The following is a 16,478-nucleotide window of genomic DNA, read 5'->3' as shown; positions in this document are numbered from 1 at the left end:
ATTATGCGTATAATGGATGCTTATCAGTTAAAACTTTAACACGATCTTTTGCATCAGCTTTTACAGCTTCATCTTCTGGGTTTTTCAGTACAGCTGCAATAATTGCGCCAACTTCTTTCATATCTTCTTCTTTAAAGCCGCGTGATGTAACTGCAGGTGTACCAATACGAACACCAGAAGTAACAAATGGAGATTCCGTATCGTATGGAATTGTGTTTTTGTTTGTTGTAATACCTACTTCATCTAATGCATGCTCTGCTACTTTACCAGTTAAGCCAAGAGATTTTACGTTTAGTAATAATAAGTGATTATCAGTACCATTAGATACGATTTCTACACCTTCTTCAATTAACACTTCTGCTAAAGCGCGTGCATTTGCTTTAATTTGTTTAGCGTAGTCTTTGAATTCAGGTTGTAAAGCTTCTCCAAATGCGACTGCTTTTGCAGCGATAACATGCATTAATGGTCCACCTTGAATACCAGGGAATACAGATTTATTTAATTTTTGCTCCCATTCTTTTGAAGCAAGAATTAAACCACCACGTGGTCCACGTAATGTTTTATGTGTTGTAGATGTAACAAAATCAGCGTAAGGAACTGGTGATTGGTGCTCTCCTGCTGCTACTAATCCAGCGATGTGCGCCATATCCACCATGAAGTAAGCGCCTACTTCGTCTGCAATTTCACGGAATTTAGAGAAATCGATTTCACGTGGGTATGCAGATGCACCAGCTACAATTAGTTTTGGTTTGTGTGCTAATGCTTTTTGACGAACATCTTCATAATCGATAACATGTGTATCTTCTGTTACTCCGTACTCTACGAAATTATAAAGGATACCTGAGAAGTTTACAGGCGAACCATGTGTTAAGTGACCGCCATGTGATAGGTTCATTCCTAGCACTGTGTCACCTGGTTGTAAAATTGTATGGTAGACAGCCATGTTTGCTTGTGCACCAGAGTGCGGTTGTACGTTGGCATATTCTGCCCCAAAAAGTTCTTTCACACGATCACGTGCAATATCTTCTACTACGTCTACGTGTTCACAGCCACCATAGTAACGTTTTCCAGGATAACCTTCAGCATATTTGTTAGTAAGAACTGAACCTTGTGCTTCCATTACTGCTTCAGATACAAAGTTTTCAGATGCAATTAACTCGATATTCGCTTGTTGACGTTTTTTCTCAGCTAAAATCCCATCTAATACTGCTTTGTCTTGTACTGCTAATTTTTCGTATGCCATGTTTGAAAAAGCCTCCTAAGTATAATCGTTATTTACATGTACCTCTGACAACAGAAGTAGAGTTATTTATATACAGCACGTTCGCCACCAATTAGTTTTGGACGTGTTGTTGCTACTGTGACAACCGCTTCTCCTACTATTCGCACTGATGTACGAACTGGAACAGCTACTTCCTTTAAATGCATACCAATTAAAGTTTGGCCTATATCAATACCTGCATGTGCACGTATCGCTTCTACAACTATTGGGCTTTCCAATTTTGTATAGGCATAAGCTGACATCGACCCGCCTGCAGTGCGAACAGGAATAACGGACACTGGTTCATAGCCCAACTGTTCTGCAACTGAAGCTTCCATCGTTATCGCTCGATTGATATGCTCACAGCCTTGGAACGCTAAATATAGCTGATGTTTCTTGGCAAATGCCTGTAATGGCTCAAAAATTGCTTCTGCTGTTTCAAGTGCACCTGCTGTGCCAATTTTCTGACCAATCACTTCAGACGTAGAGCAGCCTACGACAAAAATAGTCTTTGGTCGTAATACTACTTGCTCTTCGAATTCACTGAGTAACTGAGTCAATTGCGTTTGGATTTGTTGCACAACCATTAAGCTCAGCCCCTTATTTTAATGTCTTTTATTTACGCTAGGCGTCAAGCTAAGGTAAAAGTGACAGTGCAAGACTGTCACTACCTATTTGTTTTTGCGTGAACGGCTGAAAACGATCTTGTATTACTGCTCTAATTCAGCGATTTTTTCTACACGGCGTGTATGACGACCACCTTCAAAATCTGTTTCAAGCCATGTTTGAGCAATTTCACGTGCAAGGCCAGGGCCAATTACGCGCTCACCCATCGCTAAAATATTTGAATCATTATGGCAACGTGTTGCTTTAGCACTAAATACATCATGCACTAATGCACAACGAATGCCTTTTACTTTGTTCGCAGCGATGGACATGCCAATCCCTGTACCACAAATTAAAATGCCTTTATCAAATTCCCCGTTAGCAACACCTTCAGAAACTGGCTTTGCATAATCAGGATAGTCTACTGAATCCGCAGATTGTGGACCAAAATCTTCGTAGCTAATATTAAGCTCATCTAACAGTTGCATAATCTCACGACGTAAGTTATTGCCTCCGTGATCAGAAGAAATTGCTATTCTCACTGGGTTCCCTCATTTCGAATTATAGTCAACATTAGTTTACCACTTCTCTTTCAAGAATAACATGATTTTTGTTGCAATTTTATGCTGATTTCTCCTAAAAGACGAACATTTCTTGTAATTCGACTTAAAAACGTTCATTTTTAAGTCGATTTCCTGTGGATAATGTGAATATCCTGTTAATAAATTCGGGTAATGGTCTTTTGTTGTAATATTCCCTCTTCTGAAGTTTTTCTACCTTTTCAACTACAGTGGACATACTATTTCAATATTTTTTCAATTGTACCTGTTAATAACTGTCTTATCCCCTCACAACGCATAATTAGTTTATCAATAAAAAAAACTGTGGATAAGCTCGTTTTTTTTGAGCCTGTCCACAGTCTTTCATTTGCCTATACTATTGAATGCTTTTTTACTACGCTTCTCTATCGAATTGTAGAATCATTTTATGCAATGCTTCGGATTGTTTTTTCAAATCTTGCGCAAGTTGTTCTACTTGTTCAATTGCATGTGCTTGCTCTTCAGTTGCACTGCTTACTTCCTGTGCACCTGCTGATGTTTCTTGAGCAATTGCTGCTACTTCCTGAGATTGTCGAGCAGTTGTTTCAATATTGTGCATCTGTTTTTCAATTAATGAAGAAATCTCTACGATTGCTGTTGCCATTTCATGGACGCTTGATGACATCCCTTCAACCGCAGTCGTTGTTTCAGAAACACGTGCGGCCTCTTTCGTTGCAAATGCTACCTGTTGATTCATTTGTTTCACAACCACTTCAACATTATGTTGCATTGATTGAATAAGAGTCGTAATTCCTTGAACAGCTTTTGCACTTTCATCGGCCAAACCACGAACTTCTTCTGCCACAACAGCAAAGCCTTTGCCATGCTCCCCTGCACGTGCTGCTTCAATGGATGCATTTAATGCGAGTAAATTTGTTTGTGCTGCAATATCGCCTACTAAACTAATGATACGTTCAACTTGTCCAGCATTATCTTCTAATGTACGAATACTTTCTAGTGCTTCATTGTTGCCAGCCGCAATTTGTTGAATGCTGTTAACTAACGTTTCAATCGCTTTTGTTGTATTAGTTAAATTATGTAAGATCTCTTTCGATTGTGTTGCAGACTGTTCTGCTCTCGTATTTACTTCTGTTGCTAATGTGCGCACATCTTCAATCGCTTCTGCTGTATCTTGCACTGCTGTAGCTGATGCTTCTGCTCCTGCGGAAATATGTTTTACTGTCACCGCAATACCATCAGCTTTCTTTGTCGCTACAGCGGTTTCATCGGATAGCTTAATAATTGATTGATTTGTTTGTTGGAAGTTTTGATCAATACTTTCCACCATATGGCGTAAATTTAACACCATTTGTTGGAATGCTATTGCCACTGAACGAATCTCATCGTTCGTTTTTGGCATCACTACATCCTGTCCAATTTTTCCTTCTGCAACGCGTGTAGCAGAATATTCAAGACGCTGTAAAGGCTTGATTAAAATAACACTGAAAATTGCAGCTAAAATACCTGACCAAATAATCCCTAATAAATAAGTAATCACTTCAAATAGCTTACGATTAATCTCTGGGAAAAAAGTAGGTTGTATAAATTCAATGAATATAAAGCTGATACTATAAGTGATCAGTGCTAGAATACTTACAAATAATACTAATTTAAGTCGTAAGCCAAACTGTTTTTTCATAGTGCCCCTCAATTCTTCTCAAGTATTTTAACTAACTGTTCTACTAATTTCTCTAGTTCTGTAAATGTTTCTTCATATATGGCTTTATTACCGCCGTAAGGGTCAACAACATTTTCTAAACTTCCTTCATACACATATTCTTTCAATGTAAAAACTTTTTCTTCTTTGTTTGGATAGTTAGCGATAATCGTATCTCTATGCGCTGTTGTCATTGTTAAAATCAAATCGGCCCACTCTATTTCAGCCATCGATAATTGTGTAGCTGCATGTTGATGTGCCATATTCGCTTCATTTAAAACTTGCTGCGCATGTGCTGACATTTCAGCGTTCGGCATTGCATAAATCCCAGCAGAACGAACCTGAACATTGTCGATTTGTTTCTGCTTTAAAATAGCTTCTGCCATCGGACTGCGACAAGTATTTCCGGTACAAACAAATAATATATTCACACTTATCACCTTCCTTATTATTTTCGGAGCGCTAAAATACTCATAATGATAAAAACAATCCCTGCAATAATTTGAATTTTGTTCCCCAAGATAACCTGACTTCTGCGCGCTATAACTAAAGCCCCATATGCACAAAGAAAAGCACTCAATCCAGCACTAATAATAAAAATTGTTTTTTCTAAGTTAAGCATACCAAAAGAAACACTTACTGAAAAGGTATCTAGGCTAGCAGTCACAGCTAATAAAACTGGTGAAATGGTTATTTTCTCATTTTTACTGGAAAACAAAAGCAAATGTAATCCAATGCTAAATAATAAAATACACGAAATCCATTGGCCCCACTCTAATAAAAACCGCACTAAGTAATTTCCTAATTCAAAGCCGAGTAGTGGAAAAAGCATATGTAACGTTGCTGTCCACATGGCCAAAAAAAATCGATATTTTACATTTGGAATTAATACAAATAAACCGACGACATCGACAGACGTTAAAATACCTGCAAGAATACCCTGCAAGAATGCACTCCTTCGCTTCCTAATATTTTATCATTTTATGCATGGAAATACATTATTATCATAATGAACGATAAGACATTTTCCATACTATAAAATCCTATTTTTAAATGATTAATAGAGAATTGTTTGTGAATTGTTTGTGTGCCTGGCACTCATATAAAAAAACCCATCTTATATAGATGAGTTTTTTGATTATAGTCTTATTAATTCGCCGGGAAACTTGGGAGAATCGCCGATAGAAGTTCTCGAAACGCCGATAAGAGCACTGAAATCGCCGATACCTAGTGCAAAATCGCTGATAGATCCACTAATTATAGTGAAAACCATTTGCCACCAGCAGCTTTTTCTAGTCTGTTCATAATAGCTGCGCCTACACCTTCAGTAGATGTCGTCGTCACTAAAATAACAGTCGCTTCTGTTTTATCACAAGCTCGCAACGCATGATAGAGTGCTGCGCCCATCTCTTCTTTACTTCCCGCTTCGCCAATTGAAAAGTAATAATTTGCTTGAAGATGTTTAAAGCTCCCTGGTGCTAGAAGTGCTACTTTATGATGCTGCGCGTGAAGTTGTTGTATAGCTTGCTGTACTTTTTCTTCATCACAATCGATTAAGTATACGGGTGCATTCGGCGCATAATGTGTATATTTCATGCCTGGCGCTTTTGGTGTCTCTTCCATTGTCTGCTCTATTTTAGTCGGTTGAATAACTGGACCTATTACGGCCTCTAACATTTCTTTTGTAATACCACCTGGACGTAATATAACTGGTGGTTCATGTGTAACATCTAACACAGTCGATTCAAAGCCAATTCCTGTAGGACCTCCATCTAAAATATACGGTATGTACCCATCTAAATCATCTTTTACATGAATCGCTTCTGTCGGGCTAGGTTTCCCGCTACGATTCGCACTTGGAGCAGCAAGTGGTTTTTGAATTTGCTGTAATAATGCTAATGCGACTGGATGATTCGGCATACGAATGCCGACTGTCTTTAATCCAGCTGTCACACTCTCTGCCAAAACATTTGGCTTAACTGGCATAACAAGTGTAAGCGGTCCTGGCCAAAATGCATCCATACATTTTTTTGCTAGCTCAGAAATATGTTCGATATAAAGAGAAACTTCCTCTTTCGTTCCTATGTGGACAATAAGTGGATTATCTGAAGGACGCCCTTTTGCCTTAAATATCTTTCTGACTGCATCATCATTTGTAGCGACTGCACCTAAACCATAAACCGTTTCTGTTGGAAATGCCACGACCTCCCCAGCATTCAAGATATCCACAGCTTGTGCATAAGTTATTTGACTATTCACATTACTATCCACAATCTTACACACGGTTTCCATATGAAAAACCTTCTTTCAATCGTTGTTTTTTTCTGAATTATCCACATTTTGTTTATAACTTATCAATAATTGTGTATAAGTTATCTGAATTTGTGCACAATTATTCGAAAAATCCTTTTATCCATTCCCAAATAAAGAATGTTACTTGTTCTTTTTCCTCTGCCTTTTCTTCCTCTTTTTCTGGTTCACAAATAGACGGGAAAATGCTACACCACCAGTTATCACCACGTGCATCGCCTATTTTTACGACGATTGAATGGTACATATTTTGTGGATAAAACATTGCATCTTGTCTCTTCGGTGGAAATAAGTTATCCCCAAGTAACACTTGTGTACGCAATTGTGGATAATTTTCTTTTAATTCTGCCTCAATACTCTCTTTTAATGTAACAAAATTATCATTATCCACATTTGTAGTTGATCCTAGTTGCATTAAATAAGGTTTTAAATCTTTGACAAGTTGCTCTTTTTCTAGCTGATCATCAGTTGTATTGCTATTTGCTATCACTCTTATACGAAAATCGTTTTCTTGTTCACTATTCGTAGCTTCCTTTGCAGAACCTATTAATGATGGAATATATAAAATACATAGTTGTAAAGCTATCGCCATAATTACTAGTCTAGCAAAAGCTAGCAAAATATTTAATTTTGAAAATCTAACAATCTTGTATTCGTTTAACATAAAAATCCCTCCTTGCTCAACATTGTTGTCAAGAAGGAGAAACTTTATACATCAATTTCACAAAAAACCATGCGCGGTTTTCCATTAATATCTTTTTCAACGGTAACAGTGGCTTGCGGAAAGCTTTCTTTAAAAAATTTCGCTACCTGCTCTCCTTGTGTATAACCAATTTCAAGACCGATTAAAGCTGGCTTATTCATTAGAGCTGGGAGTTGTTGTGCTAATTTTCGATATAAAATAAGTCCATCCTCTTCTGCAAAAAGGGCGCTATGTGGCTCATGCTCCAGTACGATGCTAGACATGTCCTTCGCTTCTTCAAATGCTATATACGGAGGATTAGATAAAACAATATCAAACGTCTCTCCGATAAGAGGTGCCGTTAAATCGCCTAGACGAAAATCAATATCTGCCTCAAGTATTTGTGCATTTTTTTGTGCAGTAGCTAATGCTGCTGTTGATAAATCAGTTGCCACTACTGTTAGCTCTGGACATTCTAGCTTCATAGAAATGGCAATAGCTCCACTACCTGTCCCGATATCTGCTAGCTTTAATGATTTCTTTTGAAATAATTGATCGATACGATTGTTCGTTGCTAATACTAATTCCTCTGTTTCTGGTCTCGGTATAAGCACCGATTCATCCACAAGAAAAGTCCGTCCATAAAATTCTTCACTACCGATACAATATTGTACAGGTCGCCCACTAACATGCTCTTCAATCAACTTTTGAAACTGTTCACTTTGCTCAGCCGTTAACGAATCTTGTAAATGGAGCATAACACCCGAATATGTTGTCCCCAATATATGTTGCATTACAATACGCCCCGCGGTTTCTTCACGTCCATTATCCACTAAAAAAGAAGAAGCCCAATCAAGGGCCTCCATCACATTTTTATAGGTCATCATTTAGTCGCTCTAGCTTGGATGCTTGCTCTTCTAAGATAAGCGTATCAATGATTTCGTCCAGTCTTCCTTCGACGATTTGATCAAGCTTTTGAATCGTTAAGCCAATACGATGGTCTGTAACGCGGTTTTGTGGATAATTGTATGTGCGAATACGCTCTGAGCGATCGCCTGAGCCTACTGCAGATTTACGTGTTGCGTCGATTTCTTTTTGTGCTTCCTGCAAATACTTATCAGCTACACGTGCACGAAGAATTTTCATCGCTTTTTCACGGTTTTTAATTTGTGAACGTTCATCCTGCATCGATACAACAACACCTGTTGGTAAGTGGGTCATACGTACAGCAGACATCGTTGTATTTACCGATTGCCCACCTGCGCCAGATGAAGCAAACGTATCTACACGAATATCCTTTTCATGGATTTCAACATCTACCTCTTCAACTTCAGGTAAGCATGCAACAGTCGCTGTCGAAGTATGAATACGGCCTTGTGATTCTGTTGCTGGTACACGTTGTACACGGTGTGCACCATTTTCAAATTTGAATTTCGAATATGCGCCTTGCCCATTGATCATAAAAATGACTTCTTTATAGCCGCCCATTGGGTTTGGCGTTGCTTCCATAATGTCAATTTTCCAGCCTTGCGTCTCAGCATAACGTGAATACATGCGGAATAAATCTCCTGCGAAAATATTCGCCTCATCACCGCCAGCTGCTCCACGAATTTCCATAATTACGTTTTTATTGTCATTCGGGTCTTTTGGAATTAACAATACGCGTAGACGCTCTTCTAGCTCTTCTTGCTGTTCTTTTAACGAGTTGAATTCTTCCTTTACCATTTCATGCATATCAGGATCTTTTTCGTTATCTAACATTTCACGAGTATCAACTAGTTGCTCTTTCACGCTTTTATATTCACGATAAGCATCAACTGTTTCCTGAATATCCGATTGTTCCTTTGAATATTCACGTAATTTTTTACTGTCGTTTACAATATCCGGATCACTTAAAAGCTCATTTAGCCTTTCATAACGATCTTCTACTGCTTGTAGTCTATCAAACATGGGCTTCACCTCTATTTAGTTCATTTATCTATATCCAGTAGGAATCCGCCTCCATTAAAGATAGCGAGACGTATTTTTTACTCTATTCGTTTTAAACATTCCGCCTACAATAGAGTGTGACGAAAATTTGTTTAGGCGTAGTAGTCAGTCATGCATTATTTCCACTACTTAGTATAAGGAAAATTCAGCATGTATGCTACATTTTCTTCGGTTAACTGCTTAAAATCATTAAGCTTTCTTCCGATTAAAGGTATTTTAAAGCGGTGGATGTGCGTGGCATTTACGGCAAACAGGATAGTAAGCATCGTTACCACCAATTTTTATTTGGTCACCTGTATAAACAGGTTTGCCATTTTCATCGACACGCAAGTTCATTGTTGCTTTTTTATGACAGAACCAGCAAATCGTTTTCATTTCTTCAATTTTATCTGCATATGTAAGCATGTACTGACTACCTTCAAATAATTCATTTTGAAAATCATTCTTCAGGCCAAAGCCCATAACAGGGATGTCTAGTTCGTCGACAATATTAGCTAATTGTAGCACATGTGCCTTTTTTAAAAACTGCACTTCATCTACAAGAACACAGTATGGTTTTACAACATTGTTTTTTACAAGCTCAAAAATATTTGTATCCTCATAAATTGGAATAGCTTCTTGTCGTAAACCTACTCGACTTGAAACAAAACCTACCTCATCTCGCGTATCGAGCCCAGATGTAAACATCATGACAGGCTTTTGCTGTTCTTCATAGTTATGTGCAACTTTTAAAATTTCAATTGATTTACCACTATTCATCGCGCCATGTTTATAGTATAGCTGTGCCATAGTATTTTCTCCCTCTCTATTTTCAATTATGGATTTTGAAAGGAATTATTTTAGCAATTAGCTTAAATGCTTGCACCATAGTGTTAATTTTTTATACCGAACCTACTGTCAGTATCGAATGGATTTGCGCTAGCTTAAGCACATTTCAAAATCCGGTCTTTGTTTTATTGGACGTACGTGCAACGCTGTGGAAAATCCAAATACGTCAAGACGCAAATGAACGTATGCACATTTTTATACTGAAAAAAATACCTGCCAAGCACATGCTTGGCAGGTATTAAACTAACATTAGTTTTTAAGACCGTATTTTTTGTTGAAACGATCCACGCGACCATCAGCAGACGCGAATTTTTGACGGCCAGTGTAGAATGGGTGACATTCGTTGCAGAACTCGACAACGATGTTTTCTTTCACTGAACCAGTTTTGAAAGTGTTACCACAAGAGCAAGTTACTGTTGCTTCTTTGTAGTCTGGATGAATTCCTTGTTTCATATTCGTTTTCTCCTCTCGCCCTGAACCATCTGGAACAGAGTATTATCGAACTGCACCTTACATAGCCCGAATATGTCGGCTACATATGTACACGTTGCATACTTTTGAAGTATAGCATAGTTATTTTATTTTTTTCAAGCAAAAGATATTAAAAAAACGATTATTACAATATTTAACCACGCACTTCGCGATAATCGTTATCTACTAATCCTATTTGTTTATTAAGCTCTTTAAATCGAATATTATGCGAAGATACATACGCCACTTTTGGAGCATCTGGCTCTAAAAATAATTTTGCACTATTTAACGCTAAAATACCATCCGTAAACGCGCCAGCAATTAATCGTACTTTACTAGGATGATCAATAAAATCACCTGCACCATAGATGCCTTCTATATTCGTTTCACGTTTCTCATTGACGATCGCCACACCATCTTGAATTTCTAATCCCCATTCCTCAAGTGCACCATAATCACATTTTAAACCATGATTCACCACAACCGCATCTACTTGCACGCGTTCCATTTCATCTGTTTCTTTATTGACAATGGACACATACTGTATGACATCACCATCACTATGTAATTGCACCACTTCATATGGTGTTTTTACATTGATAGAGGATTCTCGCATACGTAAAACATTTTTTTCATGACCACCAAATTCATCACGACGATGGACAATTGTTACACTAGCAGCAATAGATTCTAGTTCATTCGCCCAATCGACAGCTGAATTGCCGCCACCTGAAATCAGGATATGTTTATTGCGGAAAATCTCTAATTCTTGCACAGTATAATGTAAATTCGTTACTTCATAGCGGTCTGCACCTTCAATTTCAAGCTTTTGCATTGACAGTACACCATAACCGACCGCTAAAATGATTGCTTTGGAATAATGTTTTTCGCCTGTTGCGGATGTTAAAATAAATGTCCCATCACTGAGCTTTTCTAATTTTTCTATCTTTTGATTTAAAACAATTGTTGGATCAAACGTTTTTGCCTGTTGTATAAGCTGCTGAATCAACTCGCCACCTAAAATAGGCTTTACGCCACCGACATCCCAAATCATTTTTTCAGGATAAATAAGCATGCGACCACCCAACTGTGAGCTAAATTCTATAATTTTTGTTTTTAAATCGCGCATCCCGCTATAAAAAGCTGTATATAATCCTGCTGGTCCACCCCCAACAATCGTTACATCATACAATTCTTCTGGCATATCTTTCTCCCCTTTTCTACTTATAACGTTTGCCTTTTCTATTGTTCCCAAAGGTAATGATATTCATTCTCAATTAAAAATATGCGGAATCTATTTTATTCCTTTAATCGAGCTAATAAAAATAAAAAATATGGTGCCCCAAAAACTGCTACGACAATTCCTGCTGGTATTTCAGAAGGCTCTAAAATTGAGCGCCCTACCGTATCAGCTAATAACACTAAAAAGCCACCTAAAAGTGCTGAAGTCGGAAGCAAAAATTGATGGTTTGCTCCTACAAGTTGACGAGCTAGATGTGGTGCAATTAATCCAACAAAGCCAATCCCACCGCTAACAGAAACACTAGCTCCAGCTAATCCAACTGATGCGGCTAATAGCCAACGACGTTCCTTTTCAATAGAGGCACCTAATCCAATCGATGTTACTTCTCCTAGATTGAGTATGTTTAACACTCGCGATTTCATGTAAATAAATGGGAGCAAAATTAATAACCATGGTAATAAGGCTAGGACAAACCTCCAATTTGAACCCCAAATACTACCTGCAAGCCACGTAGCTACAAATTGATAATTTTCAGGAGTAAGGCGAAGTGTTAACACAATCATTGCTGAACTAATGCCAGCTGCCACCGCAACACCCGTTAAAATTAAACGCATTGGTGTTATTCCTTCATGGCGCTTATAAGACAAAGTATAAATTATAACGGCTGTTAACCCTGCCCCTACAAAGGCTAGTACTGGTAGCAAATAGACGGGTACTGATTTAGTCGTTGGGAAAAACGAAATATAAAGCATTACAGCTAAACCAGCTCCTGCATTAATACCTAAAATACCTGGATCTGCTAATGCATTTTTTGAGATGCCCTGTAAAACAGCTCCTGCTATTGCTAAGCCCATCCCTACTAAAACCCCAATGACAATTCTAGGAAGCCTAAATTGAAATAATATTAATTGCTGTTGCGCATCACCTTGTCCAAAAAGCGTACGTATTACTTCCATTGGTGTCAGTTTAATTACACCCGTGTTCATGCTCATTACAAAGGTAACTACTATTAAAACGATTAGTGTAGCTATTATAAGGAAGTTTTTCCTTCTTACATTTTGTTGATTCTGTGTTAAAAAGTCGTTACTCACAGTTCCTTTCCTCCTTTTCGGGCTAAATAAAGAAAGAATGGAACCCCAATTAAAGCAATTAATGCACCAATCGGCGTTTCGTATGGTGGATTAATAGTACGCGCTACTAAATCAGCAAGTACAACAAGTAATGCTCCATATACTAATGAACAGGCGATGATCCATCGATAATCATGTCCAACTATGTATCTCGTAAAATGGGGAACAATTAATCCTACAAAACCAACAGCGCCTACAACTGAAACTGCTGCCCCTGCTAAAATTAAAACAATCACCATCCCCCACACTTTTACGACAACCGTTCGTTGACCAAGCCCAATTGCTATTTCTTCACCTAAGCTTAGCATTGTAATTGAGCGGGATAGCATAAGCGCACCAATCATCGCGACCAATATCCAGGGCGATAAAATTCGAAGATGACTCCACATCGTACCAGATACTCCACCCGCATACCAAAATGCTAAGTCTTGTCCAATGCGGTAATAAAGTGCAATGCCTTCACCTAACGCACCAAGTAAAGCACTTACAGCAGCGCCAGCAAGAACGAGACGCATAGGTGTTAAGCCGCCTTTAGACAATGAGCCAACACCATAGACTATCGCAACGCCGAGACCTGCACCTACAAACGACCATAAAATTAAATACATATAGGGCATGCCAGGAAAAAAGGCAAAGCAGACAGCAAGCATAAATGCCGCTCCAGAATTCAATCCTAATAACCCTGAGTCCGCTAAAGGGTTGCGTGTCATACCTTGCATGATTGCACCAGCAACTGCAAAGCTTGCACCTACTAACGCTGCTCCAAGTACTCGTGGCAAACGAATATCATGAATAATTTGATGTGTTGTTAATTCTGGTGAAAATTGCGTAATTGCCGTCCAAACAGTACTTAATGAAATATCTGCAGCCCCTAAAGAGATGGCTAAGCCAATGGCAAATACTAATCCAATAACTCCTAAAACTAAAGCTACTATTCCGCGTATTGGGTGAGATTGTTTTTGTAGCTCAGCTATATCACTGAGCCCTTCTACTCCTGTCGACGCAGTCATTCTACTTCCTCCTCTTAACTTCCAATGCTCCGCTTAATCTTTCATGTTGTATAGCTGATACGATAGACAAATTGGATTTTTACTATATGGACAAACAGCCATTTCTGCATTGATATTGAACACAGTTTGTAAATTCTCCTTTGTCATCACTTCTTGAGGGCTGCCACTTACGATTAATTTCCCGTCACGCATCGCCATCATAAAATGAGAAAAACGAGACGCATGGTTTAAATCATGCAATACCATAATAATTGTCCGTCCCTCTTCCCGATTTAGTTTTTCAAGCAATAATAAAATATCTAACTGATGTGCTAAATCTAAATAGGTAGTTGGTTCGTCCAATACTAAAATATCCGTACCTTGGGCTAATGCCATGGCAATCCAAACTCTTTGGCGCTGACCACCTGACAATGCTTCTATTGGCCGATCACAAAACTCTCTCAGTCCTGTAACATCAATGGCCCAATGAATATATTCGTAGTCTTCCTTACGCAATGTACCAAACCCTCCTTGATGAGGGAAACGGCCATATGATATTAATTCAAAAACAGTTAATCCCCCAGGAGCTGTTGCTGTTTGAGGTAAAATTGCCATCTTTTTTGCCACTTCTTTTGTCTTTAATTGATGAATGGCTTTACCGTCCAAAAAGACAGTACCGTTTTGTGTTCGTAATACACGCGCAATAGCCTTTAATAAAGTAGATTTTCCACAGCCATTTGGGCCAATTATTGTTGAGATTTGTCCTTTTGGAATGGCCACACTGAAATCATCCACAATAAGCATCGAGGAGTAACCAATTGCCACATGTTCGATCTCCAATACTGACATACAAAACTTCCTTTCGTTTTTAGATTTGCAAACCAAATTGTGCTGTGTACAAACCGTAATAGGCGTTTTTCCTAGCCATTAATTGTTCATGTGTTCCTTCTTCTATAATCCCTTTTTTCGAAACGACGACAATACGGTCTGCATCTTTTATTGTCGCCAAGCGGTGTGCAATGACTAATGTTGTACGTCCTTTGGAAAGTTCTTGTAATGCTTGCTGAATAGCCTGTTCTGTTTCTGTATCTAAAGCGGAAGTGGCCTCATCCAAAATTAATATTTTTGGGTTTTTCAAGAAAATACGTGCTATAGACAGCCTCTGTTTCTGTCCACCTGATAACTTCACGCCTCGTTCACCAATTAACGTATCCATTCCATCTGGTAATGCTTGTATCATTTCTTCAAGCTGTGCTCGTTTTGCCGCATACCAAATATCTTCTTCACTCGCCTGTAAATCTCCGTATGCAATATTTTCTCGAATCGTACCATCAAATAAAAAAACATCCTGTTGCACAATGCCGATATGGGAGCGTAATGAATGAAGCTTAAAATCGCGTATATCTAGCCCATCGACTTTTATTGAACCTTCACTCACCTCATAAAAGCGTGGGAGTAAGCTACAAATAGTTGATTTCCCCGCTCCAGATGGACCAACAAGCGCTACTGTTTCCCCAGAGTGAATCGTTAAATTAATATTATTTAATGTGTGCTCTGTATCGGTGTAACCAAATGAAACTCGATCAAACGTAATATTGCCATCAATAGTCTCTACTTGCTTAGCTTTTGGATGGTCTTCAATTTCTGGGGCTGTTTCTAAAAAATCAATATAGCGTTTAAAACCAGCCATGCCCTTTGGATAACTCTCAATAAACATATTTATTTTGTTAATTGGACCGAGTAAAATTCCAGAGAGAAGAATAAAAGCAATAAATTCGCCATTCGTTAAATAGCCCTTTAATACAAAGTATGCGCCGACAAATAGCGTAAATAATGATAAGACTTTCGTTAAAATACCTGAGATTGCTTCATTCCAAGCCATCACCTTATAAGAAAACAATTTGGTTGCTCGGAATTTTTCATTATTCTTTTTGAAGCGGTTTTTTTCATGGTCTTCGTTTGTAAATGCTTGAACTACTCGAATACCGCTGACGTTATTTTCTACACGGGCATTAAAGTCCGCAATATCGCTGAACATTTGATGAAATGCTTTCGACATAAGCTTGCCAAAAATAATCGTTAGTACAAGAATAATGGGTACAAGAATAAAGATTAATAGCGTAAAGGTAGGATCAATATAAAACATTACGCAAAAGGAACCGATGATTGTCATCATTGCAACAAACATATCTTCTGGACCATGATGGGCAAGCTCACCAATGTCCATTAAATCATTTGTTAAGCGTGAGACAAGATGTCCCGTTTTATTGTTATCAAAGTAGCGGAATGAGAGCTTTTGAATATGATTGAACGCTTCCCTTCTCATATCCGTTTCAATATTGATGCCTAGCATATGCCCCCAATAGGAAACAATAAAATCTAAAATCGAATTAAAAATATACAGCAATAACAGCAAACCACACGCCATCATAATCCACTTTAATTCACCATCTGGAAGAATATCATCAATGACTTTATTTAAAACTAATGGAAATGCCAGCTCAATGAGGGCAACTAAAATTGCACAGGAGAAATCTAATAGAAATAATCCTTTATATGGCCTGTAATAAGTAAAGAAATGTTGTAGTAACATGGATGGAACCTCCTAATATACGACTAACAACTTTAAATTGCTCATACTTGTTTATGATTTATTTAATGAAAGCTACCTAATCTTAAAATTAGGTAGCTCACCTCATGTATTTTCCACAAT

Annotated in this window: 17 protein-coding genes; all 17 read right to left on the bottom strand. The window is 38.2% G+C overall.

Features of this window, described 5'->3' with window-relative positions:
• Position 1: 1 nt before the first annotated feature.
• The gene (gene glyA / locus ACIQ1H_RS15390) at positions 2–1,243 is read right to left on the bottom strand and encodes a serine hydroxymethyltransferase (RefSeq protein ID WP_173478611.1); all 1,242 of its coding nucleotides are present in this window, start codon (positions 1,241–1,243) and stop codon (positions 2–4) included.
• Positions 1,244–1,305: 62 nt separating this feature from the next.
• Complete coding sequence (locus tag ACIQ1H_RS15385) at positions 1,306–1,848, bottom strand: TIGR01440 family protein (protein ID WP_402889876.1); 543 nt, start codon at positions 1,846–1,848, stop codon at positions 1,306–1,308.
• A gap of 123 nt (positions 1,849–1,971) precedes the next feature.
• Positions 1,972–2,409: a ribose 5-phosphate isomerase B gene (gene rpiB, locus ACIQ1H_RS15380; RefSeq protein ID WP_173478613.1), complete on the bottom strand. Its 438-nt coding sequence runs from the start codon at positions 2,407–2,409 to the stop codon at positions 1,972–1,974.
• A 412-nt stretch (positions 2,410–2,821) separates the two neighbouring features.
• Complete coding sequence (locus ACIQ1H_RS15375) at positions 2,822–4,105, bottom strand: methyl-accepting chemotaxis protein (protein ID WP_337982097.1); 1,284 nt, start codon at positions 4,103–4,105, stop codon at positions 2,822–2,824.
• An 8-nt stretch (positions 4,106–4,113) separates the two neighbouring features.
• Positions 4,114–4,554, bottom strand: coding sequence for a low molecular weight protein arginine phosphatase (locus ACIQ1H_RS15370; RefSeq protein WP_402889874.1), 441 nt, complete (start codon positions 4,552–4,554; stop codon positions 4,114–4,116).
• Positions 4,555–4,571: 17 nt separating this feature from the next.
• Entirely contained in the window at positions 4,572–5,069 is a 498-nt protein-coding gene (locus tag ACIQ1H_RS15365; RefSeq protein WP_173478616.1) for a manganese efflux pump MntP, read from the bottom strand.
• Between the two features lie 311 nt (positions 5,070–5,380).
• Positions 5,381–6,415: an L-threonylcarbamoyladenylate synthase gene (locus ACIQ1H_RS15360; RefSeq protein ID WP_402889872.1), complete on the bottom strand. Its 1,035-nt coding sequence runs from the start codon at positions 6,413–6,415 to the stop codon at positions 5,381–5,383.
• 100 nt (positions 6,416–6,515) lie between these two features.
• Positions 6,516–7,097 carry a stage II sporulation protein R gene (locus tag ACIQ1H_RS15355; protein ID WP_402889870.1) on the bottom strand — a complete coding sequence of 194 codons (582 nt, stop codon included), beginning with the start codon at positions 7,095–7,097 and terminating at the stop codon, positions 6,516–6,518.
• 44 nt (positions 7,098–7,141) lie between these two features.
• The gene (gene prmC, locus ACIQ1H_RS15350; RefSeq protein WP_337982100.1) at positions 7,142–8,002 is read right to left on the bottom strand and encodes a peptide chain release factor N(5)-glutamine methyltransferase; all 861 of its coding nucleotides are present in this window, start codon (positions 8,000–8,002) and stop codon (positions 7,142–7,144) included.
• The gene (gene prfA / locus ACIQ1H_RS15345) at positions 7,989–9,065 is read right to left on the bottom strand and encodes a peptide chain release factor 1 (RefSeq protein ID WP_173478622.1); all 1,077 of its coding nucleotides are present in this window, start codon (positions 9,063–9,065) and stop codon (positions 7,989–7,991) included. The genes prmC and prfA overlap by 14 nt, the downstream gene beginning before the upstream one ends.
• Positions 9,066–9,320: 255 nt before the next feature.
• Positions 9,321–9,893, bottom strand: a complete 573-nt coding sequence (locus ACIQ1H_RS15340) for a thymidine kinase (RefSeq protein WP_139860591.1) — start codon at positions 9,891–9,893, stop codon at positions 9,321–9,323.
• A gap of 288 nt (positions 9,894–10,181) precedes the next feature.
• A complete protein-coding gene (gene rpmE / locus ACIQ1H_RS15335) occupies positions 10,182–10,385 on the bottom strand; it encodes a 50S ribosomal protein L31 (protein ID WP_004269457.1) in 204 nt (67 codons plus the stop codon).
• Between the two features lie 172 nt (positions 10,386–10,557).
• Complete coding sequence (locus ACIQ1H_RS15330) at positions 10,558–11,607, bottom strand: NAD(P)/FAD-dependent oxidoreductase (protein ID WP_402889867.1); 1,050 nt, start codon at positions 11,605–11,607, stop codon at positions 10,558–10,560.
• 95 nt (positions 11,608–11,702) lie between these two features.
• A complete protein-coding gene (locus tag ACIQ1H_RS15325; RefSeq protein ID WP_402889865.1) occupies positions 11,703–12,737 on the bottom strand; it encodes a FecCD family ABC transporter permease in 1,035 nt (344 codons plus the stop codon).
• Positions 12,734–13,786 carry a FecCD family ABC transporter permease gene (locus ACIQ1H_RS15320; RefSeq protein ID WP_402889864.1) on the bottom strand — a complete coding sequence of 351 codons (1,053 nt, stop codon included), beginning with the start codon at positions 13,784–13,786 and terminating at the stop codon, positions 12,734–12,736. Before ACIQ1H_RS15320 ends, ACIQ1H_RS15325 begins: the two co-directional genes overlap by 4 nt.
• A gap of 33 nt (positions 13,787–13,819) precedes the next feature.
• A complete protein-coding gene (locus ACIQ1H_RS15315) occupies positions 13,820–14,614 on the bottom strand; it encodes an ABC transporter ATP-binding protein (protein WP_402889863.1) in 795 nt (264 codons plus the stop codon).
• A 19-nt stretch (positions 14,615–14,633) separates the two neighbouring features.
• Positions 14,634–16,358 carry an ABC transporter ATP-binding protein gene (locus tag ACIQ1H_RS15310; protein ID WP_402889862.1) on the bottom strand — a complete coding sequence of 575 codons (1,725 nt, stop codon included), beginning with the start codon at positions 16,356–16,358 and terminating at the stop codon, positions 14,634–14,636.
• Between the last annotated feature and the right edge of the window lie 120 nt (positions 16,359–16,478).

The organism is Lysinibacillus sp. NPDC097279, from assembly GCF_044761745.1.
GTDB lineage: Bacteria > Bacillota > Bacilli > Bacillales_A > Planococcaceae > Lysinibacillus.
This window is presented reverse-complemented; position numbering and strand designations above follow the sequence as displayed.

Bases quoted from the DNA above. Each gene is read 5' to 3' on its own strand.
- ACIQ1H_RS15385 (WP_402889876.1), bottom strand. From the start codon at position 1,848: ATGGTTGTGCAACAAATCCAAACGCAATTGACTCAGTTACTCAGTGAA.
- ACIQ1H_RS15330 (WP_402889867.1), bottom strand. From the start codon at position 11,607: ATGCCAGAAGAATTGTATGATGTAACGATTGTTGGGGGTGGACCAGCA.
- ACIQ1H_RS15315 (WP_402889863.1), bottom strand. From the start codon at position 14,614: ATGTCAGTATTGGAGATCGAACATGTGGCAATTGGTTACTCCTCGATG.
- prfA (WP_173478622.1), bottom strand. From the start codon at position 9,065: ATGTTTGATAGACTACAAGCAGTAGAAGATCGTTATGAAAGGCTAAAT.
- ACIQ1H_RS15360 (WP_402889872.1), bottom strand. From the start codon at position 6,415: ATGGAAACCGTGTGTAAGATTGTGGATAGTAATGTGAATAGTCAAATA.
- ACIQ1H_RS15355 (WP_402889870.1), bottom strand. From the start codon at position 7,097: ATGTTAAACGAATACAAGATTGTTAGATTTTCAAAATTAAATATTTTG.
- prmC (WP_337982100.1), bottom strand. From the start codon at position 8,002: ATGATGACCTATAAAAATGTGATGGAGGCCCTTGATTGGGCTTCTTCT.
- ACIQ1H_RS15310 (WP_402889862.1), bottom strand. From the start codon at position 16,358: ATGTTACTACAACATTTCTTTACTTATTACAGGCCATATAAAGGATTA.
- ACIQ1H_RS15340 (WP_139860591.1), bottom strand. From the start codon at position 9,893: ATGGCACAGCTATACTATAAACATGGCGCGATGAATAGTGGTAAATCA.
- ACIQ1H_RS15320 (WP_402889864.1), bottom strand. From the start codon at position 13,786: ATGACTGCGTCGACAGGAGTAGAAGGGCTCAGTGATATAGCTGAGCTA.
- ACIQ1H_RS15375 (WP_337982097.1), bottom strand. From the start codon at position 4,105: ATGAAAAAACAGTTTGGCTTACGACTTAAATTAGTATTATTTGTAAGT.
- rpmE (WP_004269457.1), bottom strand. From the start codon at position 10,385: ATGAAACAAGGAATTCATCCAGACTACAAAGAAGCAACAGTAACTTGC.
- glyA (WP_173478611.1), bottom strand. From the start codon at position 1,243: ATGGCATACGAAAAATTAGCAGTACAAGACAAAGCAGTATTAGATGGG.